Genomic DNA, 21,331 nt, shown 5'->3' on the forward strand with positions numbered 1-21,331 from the left:
GGCGGCGCGCCCTGCCGATGTTGTTCGCGGTGAGCTTGCTGGCGGTGGTGGTCGCGTGTGGCGCCGACGCCGGGTCCTCGCACGGCGGGCACGGGCCGACGACGGCGACGCTGACCGATCTGGATCCGGTGCCCATCGGGCCGGAGCCCACGCCCACGCTGCCGGTGACGGTGCGTTCGTTCGACGGCGCCGCGGTGACCGTCACCGACGCCTCCCGCATCATCGCCGTGGATCGCTACGGCACCCTCGCCCAGATCGTGTACGCGCTGGGGCTGGGGCCCAAGCTGGTGGGCCGCAGCACCTCGGCGGCGTTTCCCGCGGTGCGGGATGTGCCGAACGTGGCCGGGGGCAACGGGTCGCTGAATGTGGAGTCGGTGCTGGCGATGCGGCCGTCGGTGTTCTTGACCGACACCACCAGCGCGGCGCCCGCGGTGCGTGAGCAGTTGCGTGCGGCGGGGGTCACGGTCGTGTACTTCGATCCGGAGCGCACGATGGACGGGGTGGTGCCGCAGATCGAGGCGGTGGCGGGCGCGTTGGGGGTGCCGGAGCGGGGGCAGGCGCTGGCGCGGCGCACCCGCGACGAGATCGCCGCCGCGAGCGCCGCGGTGCCCGCGCAGGACCCGCAGCTGACCATCGCGTTCCTGTATCTGCGTTCCACCGCGATCACGATGCTCGCCGGGCCCGGGTCGGGTGCGGACGCGTTGATCGCGGCGCTGCGTGCGCGGGACGCGGGCGCGGTGGCCGGGGTGAAAGAGCCGTTCACGGCGATCACCAGTGAGGCCATGATCGGCGCGGCGCCGGATGTGCTGCTGGTGATGTCGGACGGGTTGAAGTCCGTCGGCGGTGTGGAGGGGCTGGAAAAGGTGCCGGGGATCGCGCAGTCCCCGGCGGGCCGCGACCGGCGTGTGGTGGACATGTCGGATGCGGTGCTGCTGAGTTTCGGGCCGAACACCGGCCGGGTGATCGCGGCGTTGAGCGCGGCGGTGTACGGCACCGGGCACGCATGAGCGTCTCGAAGACGGACACCGCGCGGCCGCCGGTGCCGCCGCTGCCGAAGTCGCGGGGCCGTTCGCGGGTGCTGCTGGTGTTCGCGGTGGCGGTGGCCGGGCTGGTCTCGCTGGCGGTGGCGTCGGCGGCGATCGGTCAGGTGCCGACGACGCCCGCCGAGGTGGCGGGCAGCGTATTGCACCGGATGGGGCTGGAGGTCGGGCCGATGCCCGCGCATCCTGCCGGTGAGGTGACGTTGTGGCAGGTGCGGTTCCCGCGGGTGGTGCTGGCGATGCTGGTCGGTGCGGCGCTGGCGACAGCGGGTGCGTTGTTGCAGGGTGTGTTCGCCAATCCGCTCGCCGAGCCCGGCGTGATCGGGGTGTCGGCGGGGGCCGCGGTCGGTGCGGGCACGGTCATCGTGGTGGGCGGGGCGTTCGTGGCGGCGTGGTCGGTGGCCGCGGCGGCGTTCGTGGCGGGGCTGGCGACCACGTTGCTGGTGTATCTGCTGGCGCGCTCGGGCGGCCGCACCGAGGTCGTCACGCTGGTGTTGACCGGTGTCGCGATCAACGCGTTCGCGGGCGGATTGATCGCGCTGCTGCTGTTCGTGGCCTCCCCCGCCGCGCGCGATCAGATCGTGTTCTGGCAACTGGGGTCGCTCAACGGGGCCACCTGGGAGTCGGTGGGTGTGGTCGCGCCGCTGGCCGCGGTCGGTGTGGCGGCGGCGGTGCTGCTGGCGCCGCGGCTGGATCTGCTGGCGCTCGGAGAGTCGGCGGCCCGCCATCTGGGTGTCGACGTGGAGCGGTTGCGGCGCAACGTGATCGTGGTGGTGGCGATCCTGGCCACCGCCGGTGTCGCGTTCACCGGCATCATCCTGTTCGTCGGTCTGATCGTGCCGCATCTGGTGCGGATGCTGGTCGGCCCGGCCCACCGGATCCTGATTCTGCTCAGCGCCGTCGTCGGCGCGGTGGTGCTGCTGGCCGCCGACGTCGCCGCCCGCTCCCTCGTCGACAACGCCGACCTGCCGCTGGGCATGCTCACCTCCCTCATCGGCGGCCCGGTCTTCTTCTACCTGCTGCGCCGCACCCGCGCCCGGGCCGGAGGCTGGGCATGAGCGGGCCTCGCCGGGTGGCGCTTGGCTGCGGCGGACGCCGAGCAGACCTCTCGATGGTGTGCCGCTCGACGGGAGATGCGGGGTGAAGGTGCGGGTTGTGCACGAGGTGCCGGGGTGGCCGCGGCGGGGAGATGTGACGGTGCGGGCGTCGGGGGTGAGTGTGGAGCGGCGCGGGGGCGGGCAGGCGCGGCGGGTGCTCGACGGTGTGGATTTCGAGGGGGTGGCGGGGCAGGTCGTCGCTCTCGTCGGGCCCAACGGGGCCGGTAAGTCGACGTTGCTGGCCGCGTTGGCCGGGGAGTTGGCGCCGAGCGCGGGGACGGTGGAGCTCGACGGGCAGCCGTTGGCACACTGGACGACGTTGGACATGGCCCGGCGGCGGGCGGTGTTGCCGCAGACCCACACCGTCGGGTTCCCCTTCACCGCGCGGGAAGTGGTGGCGATGGGCCGCGCGCCCTGGGTGCGGACCGAACGCCGCGAACACGACGAGAAACAGATCGCCGCCGCGATGGCCGCCACCGATGTCGCTCATCTGGCCACGCGATCGTTCCCGACCCTGTCCGGTGGTGAACGCGCCCGGGTGGCGTTGGCGCGTGTGCTGGCGCAGGACACCGCCACCCTGCTGCTGGACGAGCCGACCGCCGCGCTGGACCTCGGTCACCAAGAGGCCGTGCTGCGTCTGGCCGCCGAGCGCGCCGACGACGGCGCGGCGGTCGTGGTCGTCTTGCACGATCTGGGTGTCGCGGCCGCCTACGCCGACCGCGTCGCGGTCTTGGACTCAGGTCGCATCGCCGCCGACGGTCCACCCCGTGCCGTGCTCACCACCGAACTGCTCACGCGGGTCTACCAGCACCCGGTCGAAGTGCTCGACCACCCGGTCACCGGGGCGCAACTGGTGCTGCCGGTGCGCCGCTGACCGCAGCGGCACCGCCTAACCGTCGGCGACGTCCGTGTGGTCCTGTGTTCGCGACCGTCAGCCGTGCCGGGGATACAGCCGGGTCGAGCCCAGAGCTGCCGTCAGGGAGACCTGGTCGTCGCGTCTGGCAGGCCGCGGGCGGCGGGGTCGTCACCGACCGCTCGCGCGGGCGGGACCGAGCGGGCGAGCCGGTCGAGTTTCGGCACCACGAGAGCGTCCCCGGTGCGGACCGCCGCGCGCGTCTGGTCCGGCTCGGGACGCTGATGGTTGGTGCCCGTCGATCCGTGGACGCGATGGCCGCGTCGCCCGGTGCTGCCGAGTTCACACAACCGGTCGCGTGAAGCGGTGAGATCCTTTGTGCCCGTGCAACAGCGGGCGTAGCCGATCGACGTGCCGGACATGCCCGAAAGCGTAAACGATTGCCGGTGTCCTACCGCCAGATCAGTTTCAGCACCGCGGGTGTCAGCAGCATGCGGATGACGGTGGCGTCCAGGATCAGGGCGGCGATCATGCCGTAGGCGATGTATTTCATCAGCACCAGATCCGAGAACCCGAACGCACCGGTGACCACGATGAGGATCGCGGCGGCGGAGGTGATCACGCCGCCGGTGTGGGCGATGCCGTAGCGGATGGCCTCAGGTGCGTCCGCGCCGGCGGCACGCGCCTCCGACACCCGCGACAGCAGGAATACCTCGTAGTCGGTGGACAGCCCGAACACCACCGTCACGATCAACGCCAGCACCGCGAACATCAGCGGTCCTGGCGTGAAGTGGAAGATCCCCGCGCCGTGCCCCTCGACGAACATCCAGGTGAGCATGCCGAGGGTGGACACGAGGCTGAGCGCGCTCATGGCCACCGCTTTCAACGCGAGCACCAGCGAGCGGAACGCCGCGTACATCAGCGCCAGTGCTGCGGCGACCAGGATGGCCAGCAGTGCCGGCAGGCCGTCGAGCAGGCCGTTGATGCTGTCGCGTTCCAGGGCCGGCACGCCCGCGACCATCACCTGCGTGCCGGGCGGTTGGGGAATGGCGCGCAGTGCGGCGATCACCCGGTCGGCGTCGCGTTTGTCGGTCAGCCCGGCGGCGAGCACGTTGATGCCGGCCTTGGTGGGTGCGGCGGGTTCGAAACGTCCGGTCAGGCCGGGGATCTGGTTGGCGGCGTAGCGGATGTCGCTCAACTGCTGTGGGTCGGCGCCGAGCACCACCAGTTTCAGTGGCTCGGTGCGGAAGCTGGGAAACAGGGCGTCGAAGCGTTCCTGCGCCACTCGCGCCGGGTTGTCGTCGGACAGATAGCGTTCGCTCAGGCCGCCGAATTCGATGTGACGTATCGGGATGCTCAGCGCCAGCAGGGCCAGCACGATCGGCACGGCCACCGCCAGGGGGCGGCGCATCGCCCACAGCGCCAGGCGGGAGAAGAAGCCGGCGTCGATCTGGGCCTCGGTCTTGCTGCGGGAGAAGCGTTTCCACCCCAGGAAGTCGATGCGGCGCCCGACGATGCTCAACGCCGCGGGCAGCGCGGTCACCGACAGCAGTGCCGCCAGCAGCACCGAGCTGATACCGCCCAGCGGCACCGAGCGCAGCACCCCGTTGGGGAAGATGAACAGCGCCCCGAGGCTGAGGGCGATGATCGCGGCGGAGAACAGCACGGTGCGCCCGGCGGTGGCGACGGTGCGGGCGGTGGCCTCTTCGACGGTGTGGCCCGCGGCGAGTTCCTCGCGGAAGCGGGTGACGGTGAACAGGCCGTAGTCGATCGCCAGGCCCAGGCTGACCAGGGTCATCACGGCGCTGGCGAAGACGTTGACGTCGAGGTGGTCGGTCAGCGCCCGCAGCGCGCCCTGGGTGCCCAGGATGGTCATGCCGCCGATGAGTACCGGCAGCAGCGCGCCGATCACGCCGCCGAACACGAAATACAGCAGGATCGCCACCAACGGCACGGCGATCATCTCCGCGCGTTTGATGTCGCGTTGCATGCCGGTGTTGATGCCTTCGACGATCGGCTGCAATCCGGCCAGTTGCACGGTCGTGCCGCCCGGGCCGGCGCCTGCGCGTCCGGCGCCGAGATGGTCTTTGATCGCGGCGTAGTTCTGCACCGTCGCGGTGCCCGAACCGCGCAGGCCGACGCTGGCGAAGGCGTGGGTGTGCGTGGCGTCGGTGGCCTGGGCGGAGAACGGGCTGTCCCAGTAGCTGTCGATCTTCTGGATGCGGTCGGGGTAGGCGGCCAGCAATCCGGCCAGGTGCTGGGTGACCGGGCCGCGGACGGCCGGGTCGTCGACAGTGGCGCCGTCGGGTGCGGTGTAGAGCAGGATCAGGTCGCTGTCGGTGTCGCGGCCGAAGGTGCGGTCGGCCAGTTCGGCCGCGGCCACCGATTCGCTGCTCTCGTCGAACCAGCCCTCCTGGGTCAGCCGCCCGGCCAGGTCGCGGCCGTACCAGCCGGAGACCAGCACGAACAGTACGAACAGGGCGAGAACGAGGTAGCGGTTGCGGTGGACCCACCGCCCCCACCGCAGTGATCCGGAACGGCGCATCGCGTCGCGGGTCAGCCGCAAGCCGGGGTGCGGTAGTCGGCCGAGCGCAGGATGCCGCACAGGTCGGTGCGCGAGATCTTCCACTTGCCGTCGACGAGCACGAAGTGCACGACGGTGGTGCGGACCGCGGCGCCGGTGCCGTCCTTGTCCAGCCGCATGGTGGCGGTCAGGGTGCCGTCGTGGTTGTCGAACACCGGATCGGTGACGCCGTAGACGGCGCGCGGGTTGTCCTGCAGCGCCTTGTACATGTCGGGGATGGCCTGGCGGAAGGATTCCCCGTCCTCGATGAGGGCGGTGCGTTCGCTGTCGGGCAGCGCCGGGTCCAGTGCCCGCTTGATCTGGGCGTCCAGGTCGGCGGCGGTGGGCAGCGGCGGGTGGGCGGCGCGGGAGGACACGGCGATCGAGGACGACAGCGACGCGTTCGCCGAGGACCGGGCGGCATCGACGGCGGCCTCGTCGGTTCCGGTGTCGCACGCGGCGACGACCGCCGTCAGCAGCAGACCGGCGGCGGTGAGCGCGACGCGGGCGAGTGGTGTGTGGGTCATCACTTCCTACATACCTTCGATGACGGAGCTGATCCGTCCCAGCAGGGCACGCACGGTCGTGACGTCCCGTCCCGCGGCGGCCTCGATCGCCGCGGTGTCGGGGATCATATCCCGCACCAGGGCGGCGACACTGCGCTCGTCGTCGAGGTCGATGTCGGTGACCGTGGCGTCGGCGGTGGCGAGCACGTCCTCCGGGCCCGGGACGGCATCGCCCAGATCGCGGCGGTAGATCTCCAGTGTCAGGGTGGCGCGGACCGTGCGGAACGCGAAGGGGTGGCCCTCGGCGGTGGTGCCGAAGCCGTGCGCGTGGGGGCCTACGGTGATGTCGTCGATGACAAATCCCGACGTATGGTCGGCTTTCAACCCGGATCTCCCTGTATCGGACAGTGTGGTCTCCACCGTAGCCGCCGCCGCCGACATTCCGCTCGAGCCGCCACCCCGGTCGGTCGGTTGGTTGCCGCATCATGGTCAGATGGTGAGGTTGCGGAAAATTCGTCGGTAGAAGGAGTTCGGTGGATGCGCCCTCGCGGCTCGCTCGTCTCGGTGTTCGCGGGTGCGGCGGTGCTGGTGCTGCTGGCCGGCTGCTCCTCCGGCTCGGGCGGCCCTGATCTGCCGACCAGGGAACCGGCCACCCCCGCGGTCGCGCCTGCGGTGACGACGCCGCCGGTCGGGCGGGTGCTGCCCGCCGGTCCGCTGGCCGAGTTGCAAGCCGATTCCGGCGGCGGGTTGCTGGCCGGTCTGGACGGCTCGGTCCTCACCGTGCTCGATCCCGCCGCCGCCGCGCCGGTGGTGCGCACGGTGACGTTGCCCGATCGCGCCAGCGGTCTCACCCCGGGCAAGCCGGGTGAGATGCTGGCGGCCGCACCGGGGCGGGTGCTACGGGTGGACCTCGCCTCCGGGGCAGTGTCCGCGGTGGCCGTCGACGGCGATGTGCGGTCGGTACACGCACGCCCCGACGGCGGGTTGCTGGTCGGAACCGCCGACGGCCGGGTGCTGGACCTGGCACCCGACGGTGCGGTGACCCGCACGGTGTCCGGGCTCGTCTCCGCCGACGTGCTGGCCGAGGCCGACGGGAAGCTGACCGTGCTCGACCGGCATCAGACCGCCATTTTCGAACTCGACCCGGGCGAACAGCGCCCCGGATTGGCGCTGCGCGCCGGTGACGGGGCCACGCAGCTGATCGGCGACACGCGCGGACGGTTCGTGGTCACCGACACCGCGGGCGGCGAACTGCTGGTCTACACCGCGGGACCACTCGTGTTGCGGCAGCGTTTCCCGGTAGGATCTTCGCCTTACGCACTTGCCTACGATCAGCGGTCGGACACCGTGTGGGTGACGTGCACGCAGCGCAACGAGGTCGTCGGATTCGACCTGTCGACTGGTATACCGAAGGAAGTGGGCCGCTACGCCACCGTCAGGCAACCGAACTCGGTGGCTGTCGAGCAACGCACCGGTGATCTGTTCGTGGGGTCCGCGACCGGCGACGGTCTGCAACGGATCGGTGCGGACGATCGGAAGAGAGGGCACTGATGGCTCTGACACCGCACGCGGATGAGGATCCCGCGGCATCCACCGAACCGGCAGCGCATCGGGGGCGCGGGCGCGCACTGCCCGCGGGCTGGGAAACCACCAGCGACGACTACGAGTACGTGCCGTTGCGGCTGCCACCGGATGTCACGCGGGTGACCGCGTCCATGCGGCTGGCGATCCAGGCGGAGTTCGGCGGCTGGGAACTCTCGCGGGTGCGCGCCTACACCGACGGCAGCAGGCGGGTGCTGCTGCGGCGGCGAAAATCCGCACTACTACCCCAGCCCGAACCCGGAATGTGAGCCGATGTACGCCCTGCTACTCCGACTGATGTTCCTGGTCGCGCCGGAACGCATCCACCACCTGGTCTTCGCGGTCATGCGGCTGGCGGCCTGGCTCGCGCCGCTGCGCTGGGCGATGAGCAAGGTCCTCGTCAGCCGCGACCCGATCCTGCGCGCCGAGGCATTCGGGGTCGAGTTCCCCGCGCCGCTGGGCCTGGCCGCCGGTTTCGACAAGAACGCCGACGGTGTGGACGCCTGGGCGCCGCTGGGGTTCGGTTTCGCCGAGATCGGCACCGTGACCGCGCAGCCGCAGCCGGGAAATCCGGCGCCGCGGCTGTTCCGGCTGCCCGCCGACCGCGCTCTGATCAATCGGATGGGGTTCAACAATCACGGCGCCGCCGCGGCCGCCGAACGGCTGCGTGCCCGGCGCGGTGGGGTGCCGATCGGCGCGAACATCGGCAAGACGAAGATCGTGGCGCCCGAGGCCGCGGCCGCGGACTACGCCACCAGCGCCGCGCTGCTGGGGCCGCTGGCCGATTTCGTCGTGGTCAACGTCAGCTCCCCCAACACGCCGGGCCTGCGGGATCTGCAGGCGGTGGAATCGCTGCGGCCGCTGCTGCGGGCGGTGCTGGACAGTGTGCGGGTGCCGGTGCTGGTGAAGATCGCGCCGGATCTGTCCGACGAGGACATCGACGCGGTCGCCGATCTGGCCGTGGAACTCGGCTTGGCGGGCATCGTGGCCACCAACACCACCATCCGCCGGGACGGTCTGCGCACCGACGCGGCGCAGGTGGCCGCCATGGGGGCGGGTGGCTTGTCCGGTCCGCCGGTCGCCGACCGTTCGCTCGAGGTGCTGCGGCGGCTGTACCGGCGGGTGGGTGATCGGCTGGTGCTGATCTCGGTCGGAGGTATCGAAACCGTCGACCAGGCGTGGGAACGCATCCTGGCCGGGGCGACGTTGTTGCAGGGCTACACCGGTTTCATCTACGGCGGCCCGTTCTGGATGCGCAGGATCCATCGTGGGCTGGCGCAGCGGTTGCGTGCCGGGGGCTATCGCAGCATCGGTGAGGCCGTCGGCGCGGAGCACAAAGCCCACGCCTGAATCAGGTGAGTCAGCCGAGCACGAACGGTGGTTCGGCAGTGCGGGTGCGCACTCGCCGGGATCGTGGTCGATGCCCCGGCGGCGCCGGATCTCCCTTCGGCCGCAATTGCTGGCCCAGCCGAGCGGCCATTCGCTTCGCGAGCAGGATCACCGCGTGGTCGCGCAAGATGCCCAGTTGGTCGGCATAGGCCTCGACGCGGGCCTGGGTCATGCGGTCGTGCACGACGTGCGGGTCGCTGAGCAGTTCGTCCAAAGACATCCCGGCCAGTGCCTGGCCCCGGGTCAGCCGCCGGTCCGGTAGCCAGCTCAGCCGCCAGCTGTCGGTCGCGTCGGTGTCCCGGTAGGCCGATTCCGGGGTTATGTCACTGGTCATCGTCCATTCGGTGGTGTGTATGGTCATCGCGGTCTCCGGTGCAACAGGTGGAGTGAGGCCGGCTCCAGGGTGCTGAGTTCGATGATCACGAATGCCTCCTGTCGTGCATCCGCTGGTGCGGCGCGGTGGAGGCGCCGCATCGTGGGTTCCGCCGGTGCGGCGGGCGCGGTGGGTGTGCCCGGGCCGGAGAGGTCCGATGCCGGGCCGGGTGGTCCAGAGGGTGGCTCGCTGCTGTGCGGCGGCCGGGGGCACCGCGGTATCGGGCGAGTCGGTGGGCGTCGCGCGCCGATGGTGGCGTGCGAGGCTGGATCGGCGCGGTGGCAGGTGCCACGGCTGCGGGGTTCGGGAAACGGAGTGGGCCCTCGGGCCGTGAGGCCGGGGGCGCTACGGCGTGTGGTCGGCGTACCGCCGCGAGGCGGTGATGACCGGTGCGTTGCCGCGGGGAGTGTCCGGCGGCTGGTTCAGTCCCTCACCCGCTTGGGCACCAGCTCGGTATCGGATCCGCCGGAGCGGTGTTGCCGTCGCCGTCGCGGCTGCCGTATCTGAAGAATCATTCTCATCACCAGCCCTCCCGATGTGCCTGGTGGTGCGATGGGGATCGCCACATACAGTGTGGCATTTGCCGTTCCCCGCGCGCAATTGCCGTTGTAATTTGGTAATTGACAATTTGCCCGCTGGCTAAACCCGATTTGCGTGGCCAACATGCGCGCGACGGCCCGGTGTCGCGCCGATAGAGGAGGGTGGCATCGCCATGGTCCCGCAGGATTCGGGAATGGTTGCCGTTCGCAATATCCTCACCCGCTTGTGCAAACGCTCCGGCCTGAGCTCGGATCGGTTGCGCAACACCGAGATCGACGTACTACCCCTGCTGGATCTGCTGGCCGTGCGGCAGTACGCCCGCCGTGCGGGCGTCGACCGGGAAGAGGCGGTGCTGCCGCTGGTGCGCGAAATGGCGCTGCGCTTGGACCCCACCCACCGGCTCGTCGTCGACGCGGAACTGTCGCTGGGGCTGTTGCGCGAAAACCCGCCTACCGGAGTGGATCCCGCCCGGCTCTACGCGCCGGACCTGGGTGAGCGGCGCGAATATCTCGCCGAGCGATGGGCGGTGTTGCACGAAGCCCTTGGAGCGCAACCGATTCCCGGCACACTCACGGTGCGCTCACTGCGTGGCGCTCCCGAGCGCCGGGCCTTCACCGAACTGGCCGCGCAACTGGCCACGGCATCGGTGTTCGACGGCGCGCACGTCGTCGATTTCGGTGTCTCGGCGGAAACCGCTGCGCCCGACACGGTCCCGGTGGACGACCGCGGTGTGGTCACGGTGATCGGCGACGCGGTCATCGACCACATGTACGTGGTCGACCGTATCCCCGGCTCCGGCGCGACCGCGCGCGGCAGCTACCGGGAGCATCCCGGCGGCAAGGGCCTCACCCGTGCCGTCGCCGCGGCCCGGCTGGGGCTGCGGGTGCGGTTGATCTCGGCGGTCGGCGACGACGACGCGGGCGATCGCATCCTGGAATACCTGCGCAGCGAACGCGTCGAGACCGAACTCGTCAAAGTGGTGCCTTTCGCCCCGACGCCCGTGACCGCGGTGATCGTGGCCCGTACCGGCGCGGCGAGCACGATCGGCTGCAAGGACGAGCGAATCCGGTTGAGCGCGCAGGAATTGCGCACCGACGCGATCCGTTCGGCGATCGCCACCGCGGACGCGGTGCTGCTGACGTTCGAGCAACCCACCGGCGTCATCGAGCAGATCATGGGGCAGCTGCGCGAACTGCCGCGGCGGCCGCTGGTGGTGGTGCATCCGGCGCCGCGATTGGAACGCCCGCAGTACCTGTATCAGCATCTGGGGGCGGTGGACTACCTCGTCGGCGGCGACAAGGACCTGCGAGCGCTGGCGATGGCGGGCGATGACGCGACCCGGTGTGGCGAGCCGACCGCCACACGGCTGCGCGCGCTCGGCGTCGGCGCGGTCTGCGCGATCCAGGATTTCCGGTGCGAGGTGTGGTCGGACCAGGTCAGCGACCGATTCCAGCCTTTTCCGACGGCGCTGGAGGACTCGGTGGGCGCTCACGCTGCCTTCTCCGCCGCCCTGGTATATCGTCTCGTTTCGACGCGCCGCCCCGCCGAACGCAACGACTACGTCTGGGCGACCGCCGCAATGGTGGCGACGCAATCGATCGGGGATGTCCCCGGGGCAATGCCACTGGTGAGTGAGGTCGAGCGAATTTACAAACTCGCTACGGAGGAGCATTGACCAAAGTTGTGGATCCTGCCGACACCGAGCATCGGTTCCGTCGCAACGGGCATGATCTGCGAGTTCGGGTGGTGGAGTTGACCGGGGAGGGCGAGAAGGGGCACCTGCTGTTGTTCGGCGCGGTCGCCGACGGCTGCCTGGTGCGGGTGCACTCGCGCTGCCTCTACGGAGAGGCGCTGCGGTCGCAGGACTGCGACTGCGGGCCGGAACTGGACAAGGCGCTGGATCTCATCCAGGCCGCGGGCGCGGGCGTGCTGGTCTACCTGGAACAGGAGGGCCGCGGCGCGGGCCTGATCGCCAAAGCGCTGGGCTACCGGGAAAGCGAGCGCTCGGGCGCGGATACCTTCGCCAGCTACGAAGCCCTCGGCTACCCCGCCGACGGGCGCACCTACGTGGCCACCGCCCGCGCACTGGCCGAACTCGGACTGCGTTCGGTGCAACTGTTGACCAACAATCCCGCCAAGGTCGAGGCCCTGCGGCAGGAAGGGTTGCGGGTCACCCCCGTGCCGTTGCGGACCCGGGCGCTGAGCGAACGCGCCCGCGAGTACCTCGAGGCCAAGCGCACCCGGCGCAAGCACTGGATCCCGACCGACTCCGCGCCGTGGGCGTTCGACGAGCACGACAGCGATCCCACCGGCGAACTTCGGGGGGCCGTGGACGCGGTCGTGCTCGCACCCGGCGAGAACGTCCGTCCGCGTCCAGGGCCCGGCGCCGCGCCCGATCTGATCGGTGCCTGAAGGATTGTTGAAGTTTGCCCCACCCGGCTTCCCGCCTGTGGCTACCATGAGTGAGCCGCGCCACATGTGGCGCGCCGACTCGTAGGACCGACAGCGCCTTCATCGCGCTGTGTCACGACTTCGAGTCTTGGATCGGGCGTCGGCGCAGGCCGGCGCCCGGTTCATGCCAGCGCTATCGGGAACAGGGATATGACGACAACAGAAATCGGATACGCGCATCAGTCGGGCAAAACGGTGTACACCGTTCCCGCCGCATTCCAGGAGACCGCGCGGCTGCGCCCCGACCAGATCGCCTTGCGCAAGGTGGGCGGCACCCAGCAGTACACCTGGCGCGAGTACGCCGAACGGGTGCGTTCGATCGCCGCGGGCCTGGCCGGGCTCGGCGTCGGCCACGGCGACACCGTCGGCATCATGCTCACCAACCGCCCCGAGTTCAATCTCGTCGACACCGCCGCCCTGCATCTGGGCGCCACCCCGTTCTCCGTCTACAACACCAGCTCCCCCGAACAGATCACCCACCTGTTCACCAACGCGGGCAACAAAATCGTTGTGACAGAACAGGTATTCCTCGACCGGATCACCGCCTCCGGCGTGCCGGTCGACCACATCATCCTGGTCGACGGCCCCGCCGAGGGCACCGTCACCCTGGAAGAGGTGGAGGCCGCGCCCGCCGCCGACTTCGATTTCGACGCCGCCTGGCAGGCCGTCGGCGCCGACGACCTGGCCACCCTGATCTACACCTCCGGCACCACCGGACCGTCCAAGGGTGTGGAGATCACCCACCGCAACGTGCTCGCCCAGATCATCGTCCTGGTCGGCGGCCCGCTGCAGGTCGGCCTGGACGACCGGGTGGTGTCCTACCTGCCCGCCGCGCATGTCGCCGACCGGATCTCCGCCCACGCGCTCAACCTGCTCACCGGCATCCAGATCACCACTGTCCCCGACCCGCGCGAAGTCGCCGCCGCCCTGCCCGACGCGCGCCCGACCAGCTTCTTCGGTGTCCCGCGCGTCTGGCAGAAGATCAAGGCCGGTGTCGAGGGCAAACTCGCCGAAGAACCGAGCCCGGTCAAGAAAGCGCTGGCCAACTGGGCGATCAGCACCGGAATCGCCGCCGCGCGCGCCGATCTGGCGGGCAAAGGACGCAGTCCCCTGCTGAGCGCGCAGCATCGGATCGCCGAGACGCTGGTGCTGTCCAAGCTGCGCCACGCCTTGGGCCTGGATCAGCTGAAAGTGGCCTCCTCCGGCGCCGCGCCCATCCCGCCGGAGACCCTGGAGTACTTCCTCGGCCTCGGCTTCACCGTCAGCGAGGTGTGGGGCATGTCGGAAACCACCGGCGTGGGCACCTACACCGAACTGGACAAGCCCCGCCCCGGTTCGGTCGGGCGCGCGGGCGACGGCGTGGAGGTGCGGCTGGACGCCGACGGTGAGGTGCTGGTGCGCGGCGCGATCGTCACTCGCGGCTACCGCAACATGCCGGACAAGACCGCCGAGGCCATCGACTCCGACGGCTGGCTGCACACCGGCGACATCGGCACCTTCGACGCCGACGGTTACCTGCGGATCGTGGACCGCAAGAAGGAACTGATCATCAACGAAGGGGGCAAGAACATCGCTCCCAGCAACATCGAGAACTCGGTGAAGGCCGCCTCCTCGCTGATCGGTCAAGTCGTGGCCATCGGTGACGCCAAGCCCTACATCGCCGCCCTGATCGTGCTCGACCCCGACGTCGCCGCCCTGCGCGCCAAGGAACTCGACGCCACCGGCGAGGACATCGCCGCCCTGGCCGCCCGGCCGCAGATCGTCGACGAAGTACTCGCCGCGGTCCAGGCGGGCAACGCCAAACTGTCGCGCGTGGAACAGATCAAACGCTTCACCGTCCTGGGCGCGGTCTGGGAACCCGGCGGCGACGAACTGACGCCGAAGATGTCGCTCAAACGCGCACCCATCGCGGCCAAGTACAGCGCGGAGATCGAGGCGCTGTACGCGAAGGAGCCCTCCGGCCGGGTGATCAGCGTCAAGTAAGTCCGGCGAAAAGCGCTGTGGCCCAGAGTATCCCACCTGGGTTCACAGCGCTTTCGTGGTCCCGGGCCCCAGAGGCGACGATCGTGGCCACCCGTCATGCGACTGCCGTCGCGGGCGACGAGACACTCAGAACCGTAGTTCGCGGACAGTGTTGAGGTCGGTGCCGTGCCGCGCGTAGATCTTGATCGTGTTCTCGCCGGTGAGGTCGGCTTCGGTGTAGCCGAGCAGCTCGGCGATCCGGATCACCTCGTCCTTGGTCGCGGCTTCGATCTCCAGATACGGCGGGATCCGCGGCCAGGTATCTATTTCGAGCTGCGCGCCGTCGAGGACGAAGCTGATCCGCTTGGTCTCCTGATAGGACTTCGCGGTGAAACCCAGCATCTCGAGCAGGGTATTGGTGGCGGCGAAGTCGTCGACGTTCACCTCGACTTCGTGGGTGCCGTCGATGGCGTCGCTGGTGATGTGCTTGACGGCGAGCGTGGTCCCATTGCCGTTGTCGCGTAGCCTGATCCACTTCGAGTCATCGCCCGGCGCGATGTCGTAGACGTAGCGGCGCATGAATCGCTCGCCGAGTTTCCGGCCACCCTTGTCGATGATGTGCTGTCCGATGGCGCGGGGGTCGATGTCGAGGATCTTGGCTTCGTGCTCGATGGGCACTGCTGACTCCTGTTTCGGATGGGCGGTCGATCGAACTTACCGCCGCGAGCCGCTGGTAGTGCCACCTCCTGCTCAGCCGACCTTGTCGACTCGGGTCGTAGCCGCTGTGAGGGTCTTGCCTGCCGGGGTTTGCGGGCGCAGTTCGGCGACCGGGCTGCCGTCGAGGTCCAGGAGTGTGGAGCGCGGCTCGTTGCCGGTGAAGGCATGGCGTTCTCCCCACTGCCGCAACGCGACGATGGTAGTGAAGAGGTCCTGCCCGGCTTCGGTGAGCTCGTAGATGTGCCGCTTGCCGCCGGGGGTCGGGCTGCTGGTGAGGATGCCGTGATCCACCAGCCGACGGAGGCGGTCGGCGAGGATGTTCCGCGCGATCCCCAGGCGCTGCTGGAACTCGGTGAACGCGGCCGCGCCGTCCATGGCCTCGCGCACGATCAGCAAGCTCCACCGATCACCCACCAGGTCGATCGTTCGGGCTACGGGGCAGGTGGGGTCGGTCCACTCGCGTGCGGAACCCAGCGGCGTCGTCATCGCAGTCCTCCTTATCGGTTGCAATACGAAACCATTATGCCTACGCTTCAATGGTTTCATTCTGCTACCAATTGTGGAGGTGTGGTGTCGACCGGAGTCACACGATCGCAGCGATGGATCCTGGCGCTGATCTGCGCCGTGGCAGTGTCCACCATCTACGCGATCCAGCCCGTATTGGCAGCAGCGGGAAGGGATCTGGGACTGTCGCCACAGTCGCTGGGCGGACTGGTCGCCGCCGGGCAGATCGGCTACTTCGCTGGTCTGGTCGTCTTGGTGCCACGCGGGGACGTGGTGAACCGCCGCCGCCTCATCACCGCGCATCTGGCACTCACCGCAGTGGGCACCGCGATCGCAGCCGCAGCGCCGAACGGCGTCCTCGTGATGGCGGGGCTGGCGATCGCCGGATTCTTCGCAGTCGTGGTGCAGGTGACGGTCGCCTATGTCGCTGCCGTCTCCGAACCCGGTGAGCGGGGCCGCAATATCGGGGTCGTCACCTCGGGCGTGGTGATCGGCATTCTCGGCGTCCGTGTCCTCGCGGGCGCGTTGGGCGACACGGTCGGCTGGCGAGCGGTCTACGCGCTGCTCGCCACACTCTGCGCGGTGCTCGCCATCACCGCCCGAGCGAGACTCCACCCGGACCGCAGGACGAGCGATGTCCGATACGCACAGGTGCTGGCATCGATGGGGCGGCTCGTGCGTACGGATCGGCTGTTCCTGAGCCGGGGCCTGATCGCCTTGTTTCTGTTCGCGTCCTTCGGGCCTCTCTGGAGCGGGCTCGCGCTGCCACTCGGCGCCGAGCCGTGGAAGCTGGGCACCACCGAGATCGGGCTGTTCGGATCGGCCGGGCTGGCCGGAGCGCTCGGGGCCGCCCGTGCGGGACGATGGGCCGATTCCGGTCGCGCACAAACGATCACCGGCTGGTCACTTGCTCTGCTCACCGGGTCCTGGTTGCTCATCGCCCAAGCCCGATCGAGCCTTTGGCCGCTCATCGCCGGTATCGTCCTGCTCGACTTCGCGGTCCAAGCCGTGCACGTGAGCAGCCAGCACCTGCTGACCACCGCGCATCCGAACCGCGCCAGCAGCGTCATCGGCGTCTACATGGCCTTCTATTCCCTCGGATCCGCCCTCGGCGCCATCACGACCACCTGGGCATACAGCTCATGGGGATGGCCGGGCTCCTGCTGGGTCGGCGCGCTCTACGCCCTGTCGGCACTGATCCTGTGGGGGCTGGGCCAGCTCGGCGGCATCGCCCGCCCCGCCGACTCGAATGCCGAAGGCGCGAAACCGCGGACGATCTCAGCGCAGAATCTGAACGCAGGCAAGGCGTTCCATGGCTACGATGCCTGACGCAGTTCACGCTGTGCGTGGCCGTATACGGCATACGGGGGATGGACGCATGCGGGTGCAAGCCGGGCGCAAGGACGGTGCAATCCCCGCCCAACACTCTCGTCACCATGACAAAGGCAGTAACGATCATCGGCGCCGGACTCGGCGGACTCGCTCTGGCCCGCGTCCTGCACGTCCACGGCATCCCGGCCACGGTGTACGAAGCCGAACCGACCCCGACGGCACGCACGCAGGGCGGCATGCTCGACATCCACGACTACAACGGCCAACTCGCACTCGCGGCGGCCGACCTGATGGACGAATTCCGCGGCCTCATCCTGGAGGGCCGCCAGGCGATGCGGGTGCTCGATCCGAACGGGACCGTCCTGCTCGACATACCCGACGACGGGACCGGTGGACGCCCCGAGGTGCAGCGTGGCGAACTGCGACAACTGCTGCTCGACTCGCTGCCCGCAGGCACAGTCCGATGGGGTCACAAACTCAGCGGTGTTCGCGCTCTCGGCGCGGGCCGCCACGAGGTGACCTTCGTCGATGGCAGCACGGTCGTCACGAGCCTGCTGGTCGGCGCCGACGGCGCGTGGTCACGGGTCCGGCCGCTGCTGTCCCCCGCCGTACCCGACTACACCGGCGAGTCGTTCGTCGAGACCTACCTGTTCGACGCCGACACCCGCCATCCCGCCGCCGCGGAAGCGGTCGGCGGTGGGTCGATGATGGCGCCCTCGCCGGGCCGAGAGATCCACGCGCACCGGGAAAAAGGCGACACCTTGCACGCCTACGTGGTGCTCGCCAGGCCGTACGACTGGTTCGCCGCCATCGATTTCACCGATGCCGCCGCGGCCACCGCACGCATCGCGCAGGAGTTCGACGGCTGGGCGCCGGAACTCACCGCACTGATCACCGACGCCGACCTCCCGCCGGTCTGGCGCCCGCATTACACCCTGCCGGTCGGGCACCGGTGGGATCGGATACCAGGGGTGACCCTGCTCGGCGACGCCGCCCACCTCATGCCCACGAACGGCGAAGGCGCCAACCTCGCCCTGCTCGACGGCGCCGAACTCGGCAACGCCCTCGCCGCGCACCGCAACGACATCGAGACCGCCCTCGCCGAATACGAGCAGAACATGTTCGCTCGCAGCACCGAGGTCGCCACCGAGACCGCCGAGTTGTTCGGAGACCACGACGGCACGGCCGAGGGTTTGGTCGCCGCGTTCACCGCACCCGAGCACGCCCTCTGGGGACAGGCCGCTGCGCCGGGCGTCCAGCAGCGAGACGCGCGTTGATCGGCCAGCCGGATTCGCTTCCGGATACCCGACCGGCTACCGCAGCCGCGGCGCCCGCCGTGGACGAGCACCGACTCGGTCGCTGTCGATATCGCATCGCCGGAATGTCCATAGGAGAGCCGCGGCCGTGATCATGACGGCCCGGCCTTGCCAGGTGTCTCGTCGATGATGCGGCACGGAGCTGTCGCCGAGCGTGCTGCCCTCGTCGCGCGAGGTGCAGCACGTGCCCGGCGCCCGGGCATGGCCGACGGTCACGGCTCCAGATACAACCGCTCGCACGGCAGTCGCGGATACCCGTCGGTGTCGTCCATCGAAACTTCCACCGCGTCATGCCAGTGGCGGGCACGCCATTCCTGGACGAACAAGCACGCGGCGGTCACGCAGGCGACGAAGTCCATCCGGACGCCGTGCCAGAACACCGACAGATGGACATCCGGCTCGGACGGCAGCGGAGACACGCCGCGCTGATCGCCGTTCACCGTTGCGGTTCCGTCGGCGCGTGTCGAACATGGAGACCGCAGCGTTCGGATCCGCCGATCCCGCAATGCCTCAACGTGTTCCACACCGCACGCTCCTCATGCATACGCGATGCCCCGCTTCCGGCGGGCAATGCTTTCGGCTACGCATCCACGGATAGCGGCCACAACGACGCTTCCGGCGGGGCGAAAAGCGCTGGCGGGTCGAACAACCCAGGAACGGAACGTGGTCCCTTGATCGGCTGGACTCGGCAACGCAACGGTTCCGCCGGCGCCCACCAGCGAGACGTTCAGCCGGAACATCTCCGCGAACAGCGTGATGTCATCGGGAAGGTCGGGCTGCGTGAGATACGTCCACCGCTTCGACCGAGGATGCGACATGATCGGCCCGATAGCGTGGTGGCGCCGCTGCATCCATACCTTCACGTCCTGCCCCAGCGTGGCGGGCATGATCACCGCCCACGCCACCCCCATGCGTAGCACTATGCGGCCCACCTGAGGCGGATCGACCTCCGCAGGCAGATCGCACACCTGCCGGTAGTAGGCGCACCGGGACAGCGGTGTGTTCCCGAAAGGTACCCGGCCCATCATCAAACCCCCTGCTCAGATCAATCGACGGTGGAGATGCGCCCGAACCCGCGAATTGCGGAAATCGCTCGGAAGCGGGAGTGGGCACGCGGTGAGATTCGCGCTGAGCTCCCCCTGACCGGGCGCGTATTCAGCACACACTTCGGAGGCGTGGCGAGTAAGGTCGCAGCGGGTGTTGAAAGGTGGTGGATCGGCTTCTTCCGGTGACGAAATGGCGGGCGTGATGAACAGTGCGAACATGCACCTTTCCCAGTGGCTGGCCCGTTCCGGCTGGAGTCGCAGCGAATTGGCGCGCCGCGTGCGCACGCTGGCGGTCGAATGGGGCGAACCCCAGATCAGTCCCGACGCCTCCAGCGTGCGGCGCTGGGTGGACGAAGGAGAGCGCCCGCGCCCGCCGGTTCCGGCGATTCTCGCGGATCTGTTCTCGGCGCGCTTCGGATATCGCGTGACGACCTATGACCTCGGACTGGGTGAGATGCCGACCGTTGACCGCGCCCTCGTTTACCACCCATCGTGGACACGGACACTGGAAGCGGTCGCAGACCTCGGGAGGGCAGACGTGGATCGCAGGAAGCTCCTTGCCACAGCTCCGTTCGCCGCCGTCGCGGCGATCGGGCCGTCCCGCGACTGGCTGCTGAACACTCTGGATCAGCTACCGGATGAACGTCGGCGAGTACGGCTCGAGGACGTCACCGCGGTGAAGAACATGTTCGGCACATTCCAAGAGATGGATATCTTCCAGGGCGGTGGCTCGGGGCGGCTGGTGCTGGCGGCCTACATGAACGAGCACGTGTACCCGCTGCTGCGGCGCGCGCACACAGAAGACGTCTGCGTGGCGCTGTGCGGTGCGGCGGCCGAACAGACCTACCTGCTCGGATGGATGGCGTTCGACAACGGTGAGCACGGCACGGCGCAGCGGTATCTGATCCAGGCGCTGCGCTTGGCCGAAGAGTCACGTGATCCCGCGCTCGGCGCGCACGTCCTCGCCGGACTGGCCGACCAGGCGACCTTGCTCGGGCATCCGCACGAAGGCCGACGCCTCGCCCAGGCGGGTCGCCAAGGCCTGGCGAAGGTGGACGCGCCCGCTTGCCTCGCGGACTTGTGGACCTTGGAGGCTCGCTCGCTCGCCGCCATCGGTGACAAGGCAGGTGCGGCGCGTGCGATCAACGCCGCGGAAAACGCGTTCGCTCGTGTCGAGCCCGATCGTGAACCCGAATGGGCACTGTTCATCGATCAGGCATACATCTGCGGCGAATGGGCGAACGCGTTTCGCGACCTGGGACAGCCGGAACAAGCCGCATCGCACGCCCGCCGATCGATCGCCTACGCCCGTGCGCAGAACCGTGCACGGCGAGGAGCGCTCTCGCACGCCGCGCTCGCGGTCACCCACCTGCAAAGACGCGACCTCGAGGCCGCTCACGCCACCGGCGTGCGGACACTGGATCTCGCCCGAAAGGTCAAGTCCTCTCGCTCCGTGGAAGCCGTGCGCGACATCCAGCGGCGCATGGTCGCTTTCGGTCCACATCCTTTGGTCGCGGACTTCGCCGAACGCACCCGATCTTTGCTCGCGGCCTGACCGCGCAGCAGCGGGCTGGAAGGCTCGGCTTGCCCGGGATTCGCCTGGCTACCCCAGTTGCTCGACGGCGAAGCCGACCAGTAGCACGGCGAATCCGCCGATCTCACCGACGATCAAGGCGGCGAGGACGAAACGCATCGACGGCGGCGGGTTGCGCATCTGGTTTTGGGTCTCGCGCTGTAGTCCGAGCCGGATGTAGTTCGCGATCGTCACCACGAACAGCAGGATGATGGCCCCTGCCGCGGTGGCGTTCACCGCGGTCGGCCAGCCCGACAGCTCGACGAACCACGCGATCAATCCGGTCGCGAACGAATACAGCAACGCGGCCCGGTGGGCGATGTCGACGTAGGGGTGGGCCAGACCGTCCGGCGAGGTGGTCATCGCCTGCCACTTCCACACGCCGAGCACCAGCGCCCACAGGAAGATGAGCCCGGCGAAGAAGAGCACCCAGGCCGTTTCGGTGCGAATGATCACGTTCTTACCCTCGTCGATCCCTCACGCGCCCA

22 protein-coding genes are annotated in these 21,331 nt (G+C 69.3%); 12 read left to right on the plus strand and 10 right to left on the minus strand.

Going from position 1 to position 21,331, the window contains the following annotated elements; genetic code table 11:
* The first annotated feature begins 17 nt into the window (after positions 1 to 17).
* The 3 genes from ACWEH3_RS16030 (at position 18) to ACWEH3_RS16040 (ending at position 3,011) form a co-directional block, all read left to right on the plus strand.
* Positions 18 to 1,007 (plus strand): heme/hemin ABC transporter substrate-binding protein, encoded by a 990-nt coding sequence (locus tag ACWEH3_RS16030; protein WP_450017530.1) that lies wholly within the window; start codon positions 18 to 20, stop codon positions 1,005 to 1,007.
* The gene (locus ACWEH3_RS16035) at positions 1,004 to 2,098 is read left to right on the plus strand and encodes a FecCD family ABC transporter permease (RefSeq protein WP_450017455.1); all 1,095 of its coding nucleotides are present in this window, start codon (positions 1,004 to 1,006) and stop codon (positions 2,096 to 2,098) included. Before ACWEH3_RS16030 ends, ACWEH3_RS16035 begins: the two co-directional genes overlap by 4 nt.
* A gap of 82 nt (positions 2,099 to 2,180) precedes the next feature.
* Complete coding sequence (locus tag ACWEH3_RS16040; protein ID WP_450017453.1) at positions 2,181 to 3,011, plus strand: heme ABC transporter ATP-binding protein; 831 nt, start codon at positions 2,181 to 2,183, stop codon at positions 3,009 to 3,011.
* A 101-nt stretch (positions 3,012 to 3,112) separates the two neighbouring features.
* Here ACWEH3_RS16040 and ACWEH3_RS16045 read toward each other — a convergent pair whose 3' ends face one another.
* From ACWEH3_RS16045 to ACWEH3_RS16060, 4 genes are read right to left on the minus strand one after another with little or no spacing between them, the layout of a single operon-like run.
* Positions 3,113 to 3,412, minus strand: a complete 300-nt coding sequence (locus ACWEH3_RS16045) for a recombinase family protein (RefSeq protein WP_450017451.1) — start codon at positions 3,410 to 3,412, stop codon at positions 3,113 to 3,115.
* A 29-nt stretch (positions 3,413 to 3,441) separates the two neighbouring features.
* Complete coding sequence (locus ACWEH3_RS16050; RefSeq protein WP_450017528.1) at positions 3,442 to 5,535, minus strand: MMPL family transporter; 2,094 nt, start codon at positions 5,533 to 5,535, stop codon at positions 3,442 to 3,444.
* An 11-nt stretch (positions 5,536 to 5,546) separates the two neighbouring features.
* Positions 5,547 to 6,080 carry a hypothetical protein gene (locus ACWEH3_RS16055; RefSeq protein WP_450017449.1) on the minus strand — a complete coding sequence of 178 codons (534 nt, stop codon included), beginning with the start codon at positions 6,078 to 6,080 and terminating at the stop codon, positions 5,547 to 5,549.
* A gap of 6 nt (positions 6,081 to 6,086) precedes the next feature.
* A complete protein-coding gene (locus ACWEH3_RS16060; RefSeq protein ID WP_450017447.1) occupies positions 6,087 to 6,443 on the minus strand; it encodes a hypothetical protein in 357 nt (118 codons plus the stop codon).
* A gap of 153 nt (positions 6,444 to 6,596) precedes the next feature.
* Here ACWEH3_RS16060 and ACWEH3_RS16065 point away from each other — a divergent pair, with 153 nt between their 5' ends.
* Genes ACWEH3_RS16065 through ACWEH3_RS16075 form a run of 3 tightly spaced genes read left to right on the plus strand, consistent with a single transcriptional unit; the run spans position 6,597 to position 8,990 of the window.
* On the plus strand, positions 6,597 to 7,610 hold the full coding sequence (locus tag ACWEH3_RS16065) for a YncE family protein (protein WP_450017445.1): 1,014 nt from the start codon (positions 6,597 to 6,599) through the stop codon (positions 7,608 to 7,610).
* On the plus strand, positions 7,610 to 7,909 hold the full coding sequence (locus ACWEH3_RS16070; protein ID WP_450017443.1) for a DUF5703 family protein: 300 nt from the start codon (positions 7,610 to 7,612) through the stop codon (positions 7,907 to 7,909). The genes ACWEH3_RS16065 and ACWEH3_RS16070 overlap by 1 nt, the downstream gene beginning before the upstream one ends.
* Positions 7,910 to 7,913: 4 nt before the next feature.
* Positions 7,914 to 8,990, plus strand: a complete 1,077-nt coding sequence (locus ACWEH3_RS16075) for a quinone-dependent dihydroorotate dehydrogenase (RefSeq protein ID WP_356966113.1) — start codon at positions 7,914 to 7,916, stop codon at positions 8,988 to 8,990.
* A 10-nt stretch (positions 8,991 to 9,000) separates the two neighbouring features.
* Here the strand turns inward: ACWEH3_RS16075 and ACWEH3_RS16080 are convergent, their stop codons facing one another.
* Positions 9,001 to 9,390: a hypothetical protein gene (locus ACWEH3_RS16080; RefSeq protein ID WP_379252475.1), complete on the minus strand. Its 390-nt coding sequence runs from the start codon at positions 9,388 to 9,390 to the stop codon at positions 9,001 to 9,003.
* 745 nt (positions 9,391 to 10,135) lie between these two features.
* Between ACWEH3_RS16080 and ACWEH3_RS16085 the strand changes: the two genes are divergently transcribed.
* The 3 genes from ACWEH3_RS16085 to ACWEH3_RS16095 all read left to right on the plus strand — a co-directional run bounded on the left by ACWEH3_RS16085 (position 10,136) and on the right by ACWEH3_RS16095 (position 14,376).
* Complete coding sequence (locus ACWEH3_RS16085; RefSeq protein WP_450017440.1) at positions 10,136 to 11,617, plus strand: PfkB family carbohydrate kinase; 1,482 nt, start codon at positions 10,136 to 10,138, stop codon at positions 11,615 to 11,617.
* A complete protein-coding gene (gene ribA, locus ACWEH3_RS16090; protein ID WP_450017438.1) occupies positions 11,614 to 12,354 on the plus strand; it encodes a GTP cyclohydrolase II RibA in 741 nt (246 codons plus the stop codon). The genes ACWEH3_RS16085 and ribA overlap by 4 nt, the downstream gene beginning before the upstream one ends.
* A 189-nt stretch (positions 12,355 to 12,543) precedes the next feature.
* Positions 12,544 to 14,376, plus strand: coding sequence for an AMP-dependent synthetase/ligase (locus tag ACWEH3_RS16095; RefSeq protein WP_450017436.1), 1,833 nt, complete (start codon positions 12,544 to 12,546; stop codon positions 14,374 to 14,376).
* A gap of 126 nt (positions 14,377 to 14,502) precedes the next feature.
* Here ACWEH3_RS16095 and ACWEH3_RS16100 read toward each other — a convergent pair whose 3' ends face one another.
* Positions 14,503 to 15,033 carry a class IV adenylate cyclase gene (locus tag ACWEH3_RS16100; RefSeq protein WP_450017434.1) on the minus strand — a complete coding sequence of 177 codons (531 nt, stop codon included), beginning with the start codon at positions 15,031 to 15,033 and terminating at the stop codon, positions 14,503 to 14,505.
* 72 nt (positions 15,034 to 15,105) lie between these two features.
* The gene (locus ACWEH3_RS16105; protein ID WP_450017432.1) at positions 15,106 to 15,558 is read right to left on the minus strand and encodes a winged helix-turn-helix transcriptional regulator; all 453 of its coding nucleotides are present in this window, start codon (positions 15,556 to 15,558) and stop codon (positions 15,106 to 15,108) included.
* 84 nt (positions 15,559 to 15,642) lie between these two features.
* Between ACWEH3_RS16105 and ACWEH3_RS16110 the strand changes: the two genes are divergently transcribed.
* Together ACWEH3_RS16110 and ACWEH3_RS16115 are read left to right on the plus strand one after the other, a co-directional pair.
* The gene (locus ACWEH3_RS16110) at positions 15,643 to 16,905 is read left to right on the plus strand and encodes an MFS transporter (RefSeq protein ID WP_450017430.1); all 1,263 of its coding nucleotides are present in this window, start codon (positions 15,643 to 15,645) and stop codon (positions 16,903 to 16,905) included.
* A 107-nt stretch (positions 16,906 to 17,012) separates the two neighbouring features.
* Positions 17,013 to 18,185: an FAD-dependent oxidoreductase gene (locus tag ACWEH3_RS16115; protein WP_450017428.1), complete on the plus strand. Its 1,173-nt coding sequence runs from the start codon at positions 17,013 to 17,015 to the stop codon at positions 18,183 to 18,185.
* A gap of 251 nt (positions 18,186 to 18,436) precedes the next feature.
* On the opposite strand, the gene ACWEH3_RS16120 is transcribed toward ACWEH3_RS16115, so the two are convergent.
* Positions 18,437 to 18,664, minus strand: a complete 228-nt coding sequence (locus ACWEH3_RS16120; protein ID WP_355077987.1) for a hypothetical protein — start codon at positions 18,662 to 18,664, stop codon at positions 18,437 to 18,439.
* Between the two features lie 96 nt (positions 18,665 to 18,760).
* Complete coding sequence (locus ACWEH3_RS16125; RefSeq protein ID WP_450017426.1) at positions 18,761 to 19,135, minus strand: DNA-directed RNA polymerase subunit beta; 375 nt, start codon at positions 19,133 to 19,135, stop codon at positions 18,761 to 18,763.
* A gap of 352 nt (positions 19,136 to 19,487) precedes the next feature.
* On the opposite strand from ACWEH3_RS16125, the gene ACWEH3_RS16130 reads away from it, so the two are divergent.
* A complete protein-coding gene (locus ACWEH3_RS16130; RefSeq protein WP_450017424.1) occupies positions 19,488 to 20,825 on the plus strand; it encodes a hypothetical protein in 1,338 nt (445 codons plus the stop codon).
* A 48-nt stretch (positions 20,826 to 20,873) separates the two neighbouring features.
* Here ACWEH3_RS16130 and ACWEH3_RS16135 read toward each other — a convergent pair whose 3' ends face one another.
* The gene (locus tag ACWEH3_RS16135; RefSeq protein WP_450017526.1) at positions 20,874 to 21,293 is read right to left on the minus strand and encodes a hypothetical protein; all 420 of its coding nucleotides are present in this window, start codon (positions 21,291 to 21,293) and stop codon (positions 20,874 to 20,876) included.
* Between the last annotated feature and the right edge of the window lie 38 nt (positions 21,294 to 21,331).

The organism is Nocardia sp. NPDC004718, assembly GCF_053601535.1.

Coding starts and splice junctions, on each gene's coding strand:
- ACWEH3_RS16030 (WP_450017530.1), top strand. CDS start 18: ATGTTGTTCGCGGTGAGCTTGCTGGCGGTGGTGGTCGCGTGTGGCGCC.
- ACWEH3_RS16035 (WP_450017455.1), top strand. CDS start 1,004: ATGAGCGTCTCGAAGACGGACACCGCGCGGCCGCCGGTGCCGCCGCTG.
- ACWEH3_RS16045 (WP_450017451.1), bottom strand. CDS start 3,412: ATGTCCGGCACGTCGATCGGCTACGCCCGCTGTTGCACGGGCACAAAG.
- ACWEH3_RS16050 (WP_450017528.1), bottom strand. CDS start 5,535: ATGCGCCGTTCCGGATCACTGCGGTGGGGGCGGTGGGTCCACCGCAAC.
- ACWEH3_RS16055 (WP_450017449.1), bottom strand. CDS start 6,080: ATGACCCACACACCACTCGCCCGCGTCGCGCTCACCGCCGCCGGTCTG.
- ACWEH3_RS16065 (WP_450017445.1), top strand. CDS start 6,597: ATGCGCCCTCGCGGCTCGCTCGTCTCGGTGTTCGCGGGTGCGGCGGTG.
- ACWEH3_RS16070 (WP_450017443.1), top strand. CDS start 7,610: ATGGCTCTGACACCGCACGCGGATGAGGATCCCGCGGCATCCACCGAA.
- ACWEH3_RS16075 (WP_356966113.1), top strand. CDS start 7,914: ATGTACGCCCTGCTACTCCGACTGATGTTCCTGGTCGCGCCGGAACGC.
- ACWEH3_RS16080 (WP_379252475.1), bottom strand. CDS start 9,390: ATGACCATACACACCACCGAATGGACGATGACCAGTGACATAACCCCG.
- ACWEH3_RS16085 (WP_450017440.1), top strand. CDS start 10,136: ATGGTTGCCGTTCGCAATATCCTCACCCGCTTGTGCAAACGCTCCGGC.
- ACWEH3_RS16095 (WP_450017436.1), top strand. CDS start 12,544: ATGACGACAACAGAAATCGGATACGCGCATCAGTCGGGCAAAACGGTG.
- ACWEH3_RS16105 (WP_450017432.1), bottom strand. CDS start 15,558: ATGACGACGCCGCTGGGTTCCGCACGCGAGTGGACCGACCCCACCTGC.
- ACWEH3_RS16115 (WP_450017428.1), top strand. CDS start 17,013: ATGACAAAGGCAGTAACGATCATCGGCGCCGGACTCGGCGGACTCGCT.
- ACWEH3_RS16125 (WP_450017426.1), bottom strand. CDS start 19,135: ATGGGGGTGGCGTGGGCGGTGATCATGCCCGCCACGCTGGGGCAGGAC.
- ACWEH3_RS16130 (WP_450017424.1), top strand. CDS start 19,488: ATGCACCTTTCCCAGTGGCTGGCCCGTTCCGGCTGGAGTCGCAGCGAA.